Annotated in this window: 9 protein-coding genes and 1 riboswitch; of the genes, 5 read left to right on the forward strand and 4 right to left on the reverse strand. The window is 52.2% G+C overall.

Translation table 11 applies throughout. From position 1 onward, the window contains the following. Window positions 1-29 precede the first annotated feature (29 nt). The 4 genes from K3T83_RS29120 to K3T83_RS29135 all read right to left on the reverse strand — a co-directional run bounded on the left by K3T83_RS29120 (window position 30) and on the right by K3T83_RS29135 (window position 5860). Window positions 30-2627 (reverse strand): sensor histidine kinase, encoded by a 2598-nt coding sequence (locus tag K3T83_RS29120; protein WP_220206428.1) that lies wholly within the window; start codon window positions 2625-2627, stop codon window positions 30-32. Between the two features lie 340 nt (window positions 2628-2967). Then, entirely contained in the window at window positions 2968-3282 is a 315-nt protein-coding gene (locus tag K3T83_RS29125; protein WP_220206429.1) for a hypothetical protein, read from the reverse strand. Window positions 3283-3488: 206 nt separating this feature from the next. Further along, the gene (locus K3T83_RS29130) at window positions 3489-5327 is read right to left on the reverse strand and encodes a zf-HC2 domain-containing protein (RefSeq protein ID WP_220206430.1); all 1839 of its coding nucleotides are present in this window, start codon (window positions 5325-5327) and stop codon (window positions 3489-3491) included. Continuing rightward, window positions 5324-5860 carry an RNA polymerase sigma factor gene (locus tag K3T83_RS29135; protein ID WP_220206431.1) on the reverse strand — a complete coding sequence of 179 codons (537 nt, stop codon included), beginning with the start codon at window positions 5858-5860 and terminating at the stop codon, window positions 5324-5326. Before K3T83_RS29135 ends, K3T83_RS29130 begins: the two co-directional genes overlap by 4 nt. 402 nt (window positions 5861-6262) lie before the next feature. Here K3T83_RS29135 and mtnA point away from each other — a divergent pair, with 402 nt between their 5' ends. The 5 genes from mtnA to metK all read left to right on the forward strand — a co-directional run bounded on the left by mtnA (window position 6263) and on the right by metK (window position 12357). Next, window positions 6263-7390, forward strand: a complete 1128-nt coding sequence (gene mtnA / locus K3T83_RS29140) for an S-methyl-5-thioribose-1-phosphate isomerase (protein WP_220206432.1) — start codon at window positions 6263-6265, stop codon at window positions 7388-7390. 16 nt (window positions 7391-7406) lie between these two features. Then, window positions 7407-8048, forward strand: a complete 642-nt coding sequence (locus K3T83_RS29145) for an HD domain-containing protein (RefSeq protein ID WP_220206433.1) — start codon at window positions 7407-7409, stop codon at window positions 8046-8048. 73 nt (window positions 8049-8121) lie between these two features. Further along, entirely contained in the window at window positions 8122-9099 is a 978-nt protein-coding gene (locus tag K3T83_RS29150; RefSeq protein ID WP_220206434.1) for a PfkB family carbohydrate kinase, read from the forward strand. 222 nt (window positions 9100-9321) lie between these two features. Continuing rightward, a complete protein-coding gene (ahcY, locus tag K3T83_RS29155) occupies window positions 9322-10593 on the forward strand; it encodes an adenosylhomocysteinase (protein ID WP_220206435.1) in 1272 nt (423 codons plus the stop codon). Window positions 10594-10823: 230 nt separating this feature from the next. Next, window positions 10824-10929: riboswitch (SAM riboswitch) on the forward strand. A gap of 177 nt (window positions 10930-11106) precedes the next feature. Next, window positions 11107-12357, forward strand: a complete 1251-nt coding sequence (gene metK / locus K3T83_RS29160) for a methionine adenosyltransferase (protein WP_220208326.1) — start codon at window positions 11107-11109, stop codon at window positions 12355-12357. Window positions 12358-12542: the final 185 nt, after the last annotated feature.

Genomic DNA, 12542 nt, shown 5'->3' on the forward strand with positions numbered 1-12542 from the left:
TAGTGGGCCGTAGATACAATTGTGTCTGGTTATCTGACTCCAGCAATTTTTGCCAGAGCGGGCGCTATGGGCAGGGTGAAAGAGAAAGTGGTTCCCTGTCCGGGCGCGCTTTCCACCGCGACCTCGCCTCCTTGTAATTCAATGAGCTTTCTGGCGATAGTGAGTCCCAGGCCAGTGCCGCCGAATTGTCGCGTTGTACTTCCGTCTGCCTGGCGGAATGCCTCAAAAATATAGCCAAGAGCAGCGGGTGAAATGCCAATCCCTGTATCACTGACGGAAATATTGACCATCTCGCCCTGTTTGATCTGATTGCAGCGAATGGTCACTCCTCCCTTTTCCGTAAATTTGATGGCATTTGAGACGAGATTAATGGCAACCTGGCGCAAACGATGACCATCCGCCATCACATCGAGTGTCCCGTCCTCCATTTCCAGCGTAAGATATAAGCCCTTGTTGTTTGCCAGCGGCTTGAGTTGATTGACAACTTCGGTCAGGCTGTGTGCGAGATCGAGGCGCTCTAACTTGACCTCGATGCGATCCGCTTCAATTTTGGAGAGATCAAGCATATCATCAACGAGATGAGAGAGATCTTCGGCCCGTCTCACCATAAACTGAATATGTTCTTCCTGCTCGCTGGTCAATTCCCCATCGACAAACCCTTCCAGGATTAAGGCTCCGTAGCTGATAATGCTATGTAACGGAGTACGTAACTCATGGGTCACATTCGCTAAGAATTGTGATTTCAGGTGATTGGCACGTTGCAGAGCTTCGTTCTTCTCTTTGACCTCCGCGAAAAGAATCGCGTTTTGAATTGCCATTGCCGTTTGAATGGCAGCAGTGCTGAGCAAGAAAGTATCGCGGCTACTCACTGGGTAGGTGGAATCGCTATAGAGGATAAACGCTCCTATGGCCTGTTCTTGCAGCATGAGTGGGACGGCGATGGCCGAGCGATAGCCGCTATCGAGGGCCAGGCGTGCCCAACTTTCCTGTCGTTCTTCGTAGATGGCCGCAATGTCTTCTCCGTAGGCGATTTTCTTACGTTGAATCACCATCCGAGCCAGGGTCATATCGAGATTGCGTAGCGCTCCACGTGGGATGCGAGGGGCGCGTAGCTTGTACGGCACATCCGCCTGCGCCAGTTTGGGTGCGCGAACGGCTGTGCGTTTGCCACTGGGCGTATTTTTGCGACCTGGAATGGCGGCCATTTTTGTTGTAACGGCCAGTGTGATATCGCCGTCCGGGTCGGCATAGACGGTCACGACCCCGTTTTGCGATGAATATACGCTGGCTGCCTGATGAGGACGCGAATGTGTAGTGGAGGGCGATTCTTCGTGAATCACTGCCGTCTTTTCTGCGCTGAAGGCCGCTTCTGTCCACTGCGCGACGGCCCAGGGTGCCAGCATCTCGCGGCCATAGAGGAGTAGCGAAACATGTTCGACATGCATAATCATGCCGATGCGTGAAACGACCTCTCCTAAAAGATGTTCCAGATTGAGGGTTGAGATCAGGGCATCGCTCATAATCAGTAAATTGCTCATCTGCTCTATCATGGCCTGACTCTCGCCCTCAAGCGATTCTGAGAGTAAACCGAAGGAGTGAGAGAGCATAGTGAGATCGTCTGCTTTGGGCAATGTGACGCCTGATCCCGCGTTGGAGGCAATCATTGCTTCGGCCTCCATGCGCAGGCGGCGCAGAGGGCGGATGAAGAGGCTTCTGATGACCAGTGCATAAATAATGGCACCCAGGGCGAAGATGCAGATGGCTAGGCCCAGCATGATTAGGAGATGGCGTGAATTTTGCAGATTGAGGCCGTAGACCGGCTCGACGGCAACAATCACCAGGGATTGAGTGTTCGCCTGCTGTTGGTCCACCGCAGTTTGCTGGGCAAGGGTGATGTAACGGTGCAAACTGGTAATAGTATTGAAGTTGTTCGGCGTGCAAAGTTGCCCTTCCGATAACTTCTGTGGGCCAATCAACATGGTCTTTGTAGCGGCCCCTGCTGTTCCCTGGACCAGACCTGCAATACAGAGAAACGCCGTCGCTTCTGTCTGTTGCGTGAGATCCTGCGCGAGAGAATCATCGATTGGCTGCTGAGCCAGCAGTGCGCGTGTGGGCGAGTTCTGTTTATCGTGCAACGGATAGGCGGTAGCGATCATCCATTGCGTGCCAGTCGAACCAGAAGCAGCAAGCGTGACAGGCAGTAGGGCGACCGTTGTTTGTCCTTTTAGCGCGGCATCAACGAGATGGAGTTGCTCCGGGGTGAGGCTCTTCTTCGTTATGGCTATTGTGCCCGCTTGCTTGATGAGTTGATGGTCATGAGAGATGACAGCCAGCGTCGCAAGATGGTTGCGTATTGCCTGCGTTGCCAGCTCTTGCTGTAGTTGATCAGGAGTACTGTTGGCGACAATGGCGACATTTTCCAGTTTGTGCCCAAGAGAGACGAGATGAGTTCGATATGCCTGCTGCATACGCATGAGGTGAGCCTGAGCGTCGCTTTTTGCCTCTTGCTCTGAATAGAGTTTGAGCAGACTCCACCCTGATAGAGAAAACAACAGCAGACAGAGTAAGAGTGTGAGTATTGCAATGAGTATGAGTTTTCTCCCTGGTGAGCGCACTGTAAATCGCATGCAACCCTTTCTTCCGGTGTGAAAAGCAAGGGAAGAACGGGGTGCCAGCTCGTCCTCCCCTTACCGCGCGTATGCCTGTTTGCTACGCGAAACTCCAGGAGGTGCGCGTGAGATCTCATGGGGAAAAGGTCTCACGAAACATCAGATGCGCGCTGCAAGCCGCTCGTCGAGGTGGATCTGCTTGCTCACACACATCCCGCCTTCCATCCCAGGCTTATGTATTATAACGTATCACTGGGTAAATTGTTATCTTTTTTGGGAGCAATTTCTCTGCAAAGAGAAATTCGTGTTGGTCGCGGGCATCAAGAGCTTTTCACTCTCTTTTCCTACCATTCCCCATTTACGGTATATTATTTATGTCCTCCTCTGCTCCCAAAAATTCGATATATCCTCGTTCCAGGAGGTGAACCAGTATCCAGGCTATTTCTAGCTCATGGCGGCGAGTGAGCCGCGCCACATCTTGTAACGTGCGCTTACCGTCCATCAGGAGTAAAATCGCCCGTTCTCGACGTTCGATCTGGTTCAAAATCCTGGGCGTTTTGGCAACGGATCTGGCTCGAAATATGGCATGGATTCCTTGCTGTGCCATTCCTTCTACATCAACCAACGCCTGTGACGATGAATAATTGGCAACAAATAAATTGGCAATTGTCATACTCCTCCTCCGAAAACACGTATCCCCCTTCGCTCAGTAGGCACAACAATGTGCATAGAAACTATATTAGTCTGCTATAGATAAGATGTCAAGTTTCGGCTACCTGACAAGAAAATAGTTAGAAAGATTGATATATGCTTTTGCTGTGTCGTATGTCAACCTGAATGGAGTATGGTTCCTCTAGTAGAGACGGAGGAGCAACACGATCAGGGTATTTGTGTCCACCAGATAGGACCATTGGTTCTCTCTTTGTTTATTTGTGTCGTGGTATCTCTTTGTATGTCAAACAGATACATGCCCTGTTCCCCATCGGCAAGGAGCAAAACAAGCTGGGATGACGAGGAGACCGACCAGCTCATTGCCGCCGCTGATCCCTGTAGTCGTAGAGGAGACGAGGTGGAGCCGGTTTGTGGATTGGCTATCTGGATCTGAGACCCTGTGCTGTAAGCCAGATGTTGACTATCATGAGACCAGGTTGGTGCGGGAACGGTCGCCGCGTTAGAGGCTATTTGCGAATCGTTGCCAGTGGCGACATCGATGATATGCAGACCTCCCTGGTTGGCGGAGAGCGTATCGAAATAGGTGATAGCGGTGCCATTGGGCGACCAGTTGGTGATGCTTATCTGTTTGCCCATCGTCAATGTTTTTGTGGTGCCAATAAGGTCAACGGTGGTAAGGTTGCCAGTCACAGCCGTGACCAGTAACCAGTGCCCATATGCGCCATTGCCTGCCCTGCTATAGCTGGCTTCTGTATACTCTCCGCTTGCCAGCTCAAGGGCGGTTGATCTGTGGCCGGTGCCGACGCGCTGTGACCACACGCTGTGGATATGTCCGGTTACGCCGATGCTCCATGTCACGGTTGGCGTCGTTGTAGTTGGCGACCAGTTCAGTGAAAGGACGGTATCACGCGGGTTGTCAGCAGTATTGACTGCCGAGACGAGCGAAAGCGCATATTTACTGTGCGTATTGTAGTCGAGAAGCTCTGTCTTCCCATTGTGGGAGGAAAGCTTGAAGGCGATGCGCACTCCATCGGGCGACCAGACAGGTTGCGAGATCACGCCTTTGAGCGGGAGGGTGACATGCTGGACCTGCTCCGTTTGCAGCGAGTAGAGATAGAGGTCTGTCTGCCCTGATCCTGTGGGATCGGCGGTAAAGGCAAGCATATTCCCATCTTCTGACCAGTGCAGGCTGCTGAGAATGGCTGTTCCCGCCTCGCTATTCCAGGCGATGTGACCCTGTTTCAGCAGCGGTTGTGGCAACGTTTTATCATTCTGTCCATTGCTGCGAATAATATGGACGTAGCCTTGCTGTCGATCGATATACGCGATGAAATTACCGGCGGAATGGCCAGGCAAGGGAGGCCGTACTGCCCAGTTTGTAGCAACCTGCACGGAGTCTGGCGTCAAACGAGCAATGCTGGTTTTTCCATCGGGGGCTGCGCTCCAGAGTGCTCCATCGCGGAGAAAGACAAAGCGCAATCCTGGGGAAAGGGGATTGGATAGCGATCCTGCGAATGGAGTCATGTTGGGTGCGTCGGCTATCACGTTGGCCAGTTTTTGCCACAGATTCCGGCCGGAAAAGTTTCCCACCGCGACCGCGATGAGGAGCAAAGCCGCAATTGCTGCCAGCATCGTTCTCTGGACCCAGGGTTTGCGTACCAGACGTTGAAAACGATTGTGCTGTGATGGTGGCGGTGGAGGAGATGGGGATGAGAGGCGACCGCCGGGGAGAGCAATTAACCTGGGACGGCCCGGATCGTTGCGTTTGCCGGGCCTGGATGAAACAGTTGTTTCATTGTGGGCAGCATAAGATAGACCGGTCAATTCGAAATAATCGGGCGAAGAAAAAATTTTCTCATAGAGAGTTGGAGCCGGGCTGACACGAGGAAGTTGTGCGAGGAGGGCGTCAAAACGGCGGAAATCAGCCAGGATAGCACGACAATCTGCACAGGTATGCAGATGTTGGGCTATCTGTTGGCGTTCTGCCTGAGCGAGCGTATCGTCAAGGTAGGCACTGAGTAACTCCTTGACCTGCTCGCAATTCATTTGATCGCTCCTCCAAGCTCCAATGCTCTATAATGTTCACGAAACGACTGTCGCGCGCGGGAAAGATACATTTTGACACCACTCTCAGCGATGTTGAGAGTGTGAGCAATTTCACTGTAGGAGAATCCCTCCTGCGTATACAGGAGTAACGCTGCCCTATATTGCTGAGGCATGCGACGGAGGGCCGCACGCACCAACTCTGTCGTACCGTATATCTCCTGTGGATCTGCGCTCTCTACATCGGCTGGTTCATGGTCCAGATCTTGCCAGGGTAGCCAGGCGATTAACTTGCGACGACGCAATGCATCATACGCTGTATTGGTTGCTATTCGATAGAGCCATGCCGATAATTTTAGATTTGCATCCATCTTTGGTAGGGCGCGAAACGCTTTTAAAAAAGTATCTTGCGTCAGGTCGTCGGCCTGCTCGCGGTCTCCTACCAGGTGATATACATAGTTATAAATAGGTGTCTTATATTCGTCGTAAATTTGTTCAAAGGACCAGGAATTTTCCTTTGTTTCCACCCGGACCATGCGCTACAATCCCTTCGATGGCTACAATTATCTGCTTGTCCGTTCCATGCAAGAGATAATGGCCCCCTGGTGGGAGAGCGCAGGTTGTATGGGTATCTCCCTGCGGATACTCAAAGGCTTTATCCTTCTGTGTAGTGGAACGGACAACCAGCGCAATCAGTAACATATAAGAGTTGGCGACGCTCTTGCAGTTGCGTGGCGTTTCGACTATTATGGTAGCATACTTGAGTGGAGTTATTGCTAATTTTAACCCTACGGTTAGTACTATTGGGTGGATTTCGCTCGTGTGGCCCGTTCTCCTCGTTACATAACAGGAGTCTTTGGCACTATTAAGCGCTTTTCCGCGATTGATCCGATAGGCGTGAACCGTCTATTTCAATAAAAAAAGGAGATTGGTGCTCCATGTCTATTCAATATCAGCCGCAGGATGGTGCTTCTGAGCCAAAGTGGAAAACGGTGTGGTGGGAAGAAGATGAGCAGGGAGCTACCGTCTGTCTGGTTGATCAATCCGTCTTGCCACAAGAAATCGTCTCCCTCCATCTCCGCCATGAGCAGCAGGTCGCTGATGCAATTACATCGCTCAAAGTTCGCGGCGCTCCCGCCATCGGGGTGACGGCTGCTTTTGGCATGGCACTGGCTGTCTGGCGTTTCGTGCGGGATCATGAGGAGGCGACCCTCATCACTGATGAGATAATGACGCAGCTTCAGGCTGCTGGTAAACTGCTCGGTCGCACACGCCCAACGGCAGTCAATTTGTTCTGGGCCATTGAGCGCATGCTCCAGCGTGCAGAGCAGGCCGTGCAGCAACCGCTTCTTCCTCAACAACTGGCCCAGCTCCTGCGCGATGAGGCGCAAGCGATTGCCGATGAGGATGCTGCCGCTTGTTTGAGCATGGGTACGCTGGGGGCGTCTTTGATTGACGATGGTGATATCTTGCTCACTCATTGCAATGCCGGAGCGCTGGCAACCGCTGGCCTGGGTACGGCTCTGGCACCTATCTATGTTGCTCATCGCGCCGGGAAACATGTGCATGTATTTGTCGATGAAACGCGGCCCATCTTGCAGGGAGCGCGTTTGACGGCATGGGAGCTACAGCAAGAAAATATCCCTTTGACATTGATAACTGATAATATGGCCGGTCACTTTATGCGTTCTGGCGGGATTAACGCCGTCTTTGTGGGGGCTGATCGTATTGCAGCAAATGGCGATGTGGCGAATAAGATCGGTACGTATAGCGTGGCGGTCCTGGCTCACGCCCATGCGATCCCGTTTTACGTTGTGGCACCCTGCTCAACCATTGATCTCAAAATCCCTTCTGGCGACCACATCCCCATTGAGCAGCGCGATCCTGATGAGGTGATCGCAGTGCGTGGGGCGCAGGTCGCTCCTGTTGGTGTGCGGGTTGCCAACCCTGCTTTTGATGTCACTCCTCATCAGTACGTGACGGCTATTATTACAGAGAAAGGCATTGCCCATCCTCCCTACGATGTGAGTCTGGGCCAGATCTGTTCTGAACACAACACTATTTGAAGAGGTTATTTTGTTCATGGACGCAGATATCGTGCAGTCCGTTGCTCGGTACGCCGAAGGGGTGCTGGGAGAAGAGGGTTTTCGTTATGTGAGCGCGGTCGTGGCGAACTGTAAAATGCTCGCCTGGGAATTAGAGGCGCAGGAGGAAGAAGCTCCTGCTCCTGCTCTAGATAGAGATATTGATATGAATGCCCTGGCGATAGCCGGGTATCTTCATGATATTTCCACGACTCAGCATGGTGCCAATGACCATGTACACAAATCAGCTGAGATGGCTGTGGAGTTTTTACTGAGTCAGGATGCCCCGCAAGCGCTGGTTCGCAAAGTGGAGCAAATCATCTTGAGCCATGCCACAATCAGTTCTGAGCAAGACACACCCATTGAGGCGCGTATTTTGTATGATGCAGATAAACTGGGTCGCCTCAGTGGACTGGCTGTGGTAACATCTTTGATTGAGTTTGGTGCGCGTTATCCCAATCGCTCAGTTAGCGGCGATGTGCTGACGGCTATTCTTCGCCACATAGAAGAGCGTTTTATCGATTTGTACCAGTCTTTGCATACCAACCCTGCGCGCGAGATGGCGCGTGATAAGTTCAATCGCACGCTCGCCTTTCTCGATGGAGTCATTGAGCATTTAAGCGATTCGACTCCGGTTTAGTTGTTCGTGTGGAGAAGCTTTTCTCTGATTTTAAATAATCACTAATCACTTTTTGATGGAGGACGAGAAAACATTGTCCATTCTAGTTGTTGGTTCTGTGGCGTTCGATTCTATCGAGACGCCATTTGCGCATGTTGATTCAGTGCTTGGCGGGGCCGCTTCCTATTTTTCTACCGCTGCCTCTCTCTACAGTCAGGTCAATCTGGTGGCAATTGTGGGCAGCGATTTTCCGCAGGAGCACCTCGATTTCTGGCGGGGTCGCTCGGTGAACCTGAGTGGATTGCAGATCAAGGAGGGCAAGACCTTCTTCTGGCAGGGCCGCTACCATATGGATATGAATGCGCGCGATACGCTTGATACCCAACTGGGTGTTTATGCTGACTTTCATCCCGTGATTCCAGCCGAGTATCGCGATAGCGAGTTGGTATTTCTCGCCAATATTCAACCGGAATTGCAGATGGAGGTGCTGGAGCAGGTTTCAGGTGCGCGCTTGACCGTCCTCGATACGATGGAGCTATGGATTACAACGGCTCGCCCACAATTAACCGAGGTCATCAAGCGCGTGGATGTGCTTTTGATGAGCGAAGAAGAGGTGCGCCAGTATACCGAGCAGGCCAGCATTGTGACGGGGGCACGCCAGTTGTTAGGAATGGGATTGAAGTATCTGGTCGTGAAGCTTGGTAGCTATGGTGCGCTGCTATTCGGCGCTGATGGCACCTATTTCAGTGCTCCCTCGTATCCTCTGGAAGAGGTCATTGATCCAACCGGAGCAGGCGATGCCTTCGCTGGTGGCTTCCTGGGATATCTCTCAACTGCGATGCCGCAGCAGGATGGTCGTTATGCTGTCGATGATATCAAGCGCGCTATCGTGCATGGCAATATCATTGGCTCGTTTACCTGTGGCGACTTTAGCATTGGTGGCCTGCGCCCCCTCTCGCTGGCAGATGTTGCGAATCGTTATCAAGAGCTGGTCAAGTATTCTCACTTTGATCCCGATTGGTCTTCCGCAAGTCAGCAGCAGAGCAGTGCAAACATTGAAGTGTTGGGTTAGGTGGACGTTTATAGTCGGGGTATCATGTTGAACGTATAGGCGGATGTACCAGGCTTATTGAGCGTATTACGTTTATTGCTCTCGTTGTAAAAGGGCAAAAATGTAGTACAATAGACGGCAGTGTTGCCTGGATGATTGTGCTTATTGAGTAACGGACTCAAGAAGCTTACCCCTAATCTATGCGCTATATACTCCTAAACAGAAGGGAAGAATAACTGATTTATGACCACTTCTTCGACGCAGGGAGATGTGAAAGACCTCTCTTTAGCTTCTCGTGGTAAAGATCGGATCGAGTGGGCAGCCAAAGATATGCCAGTGCTGCGCTTGATCCGCGAACGTTTTGCCAAAGACCAGCCGCTCAAGGGCGTACGTATGTCTGGCTGCTTGCATATCACGACAGAGACCGCCAATCTCGCTATTACGCTCAAGGCTGGCGGAGCTGATCTGGTGCTGTGTGCCTCCAATCCTTTGTCCACGCAGGACGATGTGGCCGCTGCTCTGGTGAGCGAGTATGGCATTCCCACGTTCGCGATCAAGGGCGAAGATGAGCAGACGTACTATCGCCATATCAACGCAGCGCTCGATCACAAGCCTCAAATGACGATGGATGATGGCTGTGATCTCGTCTCGACGATCCATACCACCCGTACCGAGTTGTTGTCCGATATTATCGGCGGCATGGAAGAGACGACGACGGGCGTGATCCGCTTGAAGAGCATGGAGAAGGCCGGAGTCCTCAAGTTCCCAGTGCTGGCCGTCAACGATTCCGATACCAAGCATATGTTCGACAATCGCTATGGCACGGGTCAGAGTTCGCTTGATGCCATCATTCGTTCGACTAACATTCTCCTTGCCGGGCGCACTGTTGTTGTCTTTGGCTATGGCTGGTGTGGTCGTGGCGTTGCTTCACGCGCTCATGGTATGGGTTCCAATGTGATCGTGTGTGAGGTCGATCCAACCCGCGCATTAGAGGCCGTGATGGATGGCTATCGTGTGATGCCTGGAGTGGAAGCGGCGGCGCTTGGCGATATTTTTGTCACCGTGACCGGCGATATAAATGTCATTGATCGTCAGCATCTGGAGAGGATGAAAGAAGGCGCTTTGATTGCGAACTCTGGGCACTTCAACGACGAGATCAACATTCCCGCGCTGGAGGCGATGGCAACCAACAAACGCCGCGTGCGTGATTTCGTTGATGAATATACCTATCCTGATGGCCGCCACGTCCATCTGCTGGCTGAGGGTCGTCTGGTCAACCTTTCTGCTGCCGAGGGACATCCAGCGAGCGTCATGGATATGAGCTTTGCGAATCAGGCGCTTGGTTCCGAATTTATGCTCATCCATGCAAAAGAGCTGGAGCCGCGCGTCTACACGCTGCCCGCAGAACTGGATAAAGAGATTGCCAGCCTCAAGCTTCAGGCGATGGGTGTGCGCATCGATACACTGACCCCGGAGCAGGATAAGTACCTCAATTCCTGGGAGTCTGGCACCTAATTTCTGCTATGTGTTCCTGATGCAGGAATATCTTTCATCGATGTTCCTGCATTCGCTTGCTTGACCGGCAACTGGGAAATTGGTACTCTCTGGCGGTAATGCGCGTAGATTCTCGATTCTCGTGCTTTTTGCAATTGACAATAAGCCTATCTTTGCCGTAGAATATGTAGAGAGTCAGGCAGTGCTTAGTCAGGCCTCGCACACATACAAATGAATCATGAGTGATATCACTCTCATCCAGAGAGGTGGAGGGAAACGGCCCTACGAAGCCCGGCAACCCACCTGCGCAATGCAGGAAGGGTGCCAATTCCGGCGGAGCATTCCGCGAGATGAGGGGAATGAGCTGAAACGCCAGACCCCTGAAAAGCAGGGGTTTTTTTGTGCCATCAATCCTGATTCTTTCCTGCAAACGTGTTCTCATGCAGTTGAAAGCATCTCTTATCGTATGACCACACATTCCTATGTCTGTACTATTACTTTTGGAGAGGAAGGTGCCAGCTTTTGAGTAGTTTTATGGAGAACCCCAAAACATTTTTTACCAGTGAGTCGGTCACTGAAGGACATCCCGATAAACTGTGCGATCAGATCTCTGATGCTATTCTTGATGCCATTATTGCGCAAGATCCCACCGCGCGCGTAGCCTGTGAGACGGCCACGACCACCGGCCTTGTGCTGGTCGCGGGTGAGATTTCAACATCTGCCTGGATCGATATGTCTGCTGTTGTGCGCAAAACGATCGAGCAGGTCGGGTATGTACATGCCGACTATGGCTTTGACCATCGCACCTGTGGCGTCGTCACTGCCATTGGCAAGCAGTCGCCCGATATCGATATGGGTGTGAGCCGCTCTTTGGAGACGAAAGAGGCAAAGGACGGAGCGGCCCTCCTCTCTGATGATGAGTTGGAGAAGATCGGTGCTGGCGACCAGGGTATGATGATTGGTTTCGCCTGTAACGAGACCCCTGAATTTATGCCGCTGCCTATCAGTCTGGCCCATAAGATTACGCGGCAGCTTTCCCAGGTGCGCCGTAAATCCTGGAGTGGCAGCGGACCGATGGCCTATTTGCGTCCCGATGGCAAGAGCCAGGTTACTGTGCAGTATGAGTATGGGCGACCTGTGCGAGTCGATACGGTTGTGGTGTCCACACAGCACGCCGAGTATGTCGATCAGGAGCAGATCCGTAACGATGTGATCGAATATGTCATTAAGCCGGTGATTCCTGAGCATCTGCTCGATCGGGATACCAAGATCTTCGTCAATCCCACTGGCCGCTTCGTTACTGGTGGTCCAATGGGCGATGCCGGGCTGACCGGGCGCAAGATTATCGTTGATACCTATGGCGGGATGGCCCGACATGGTGGTGGTGCCTTCAGCGGCAAAGATCCAACCAAAGTGGACCGCTCTGCTGCTTATGCTGTGCGCCACATTGCCAAGAACGTTGTTGCTGCTGGCCTGGCGGATCGCCTGGAGCTTCAGGTGTCCTACGCTATTGGCGTCGCTCGTCCGCTCTCGCTTTTCGTGGAGACTTTTGGTACAGGGAAGGTCTCGAACGAAGAGATTGTTCGCCTCATCAACGAGCATTTCGATCTGCGTCCGGCTGGCATTATTCAGTCGCTCAACCTGCGTCGTCCCATTTATCAGCCCACAGCTGCCTTCGGTCACTTTGGGCGTACCGATGTTGATCTGCCCTGGGAGGCGCTGGATAAAGTCCCGATGCTGCGGAAAGGCGCGGGAGCCAATATCAAAAGCAGCGAGACCGTCTAATGTAATTCGATGGAGCGCTTGAAGAGACGCACCTGTCTGTTATCCTTGATGAGAAGATAGCAGGCAGGCTTTTTTTATTGTTGTTTTGCGCAGGCTATCGTTGTTCAACCTGTATCAGATATAATGTCATTGGTTAGATTGTGGTGCCTGATCCTGATGGATCGGGACGGAAGAAAGGAACATCG

Source organism: Reticulibacter mediterranei (genome assembly GCF_016587455.1).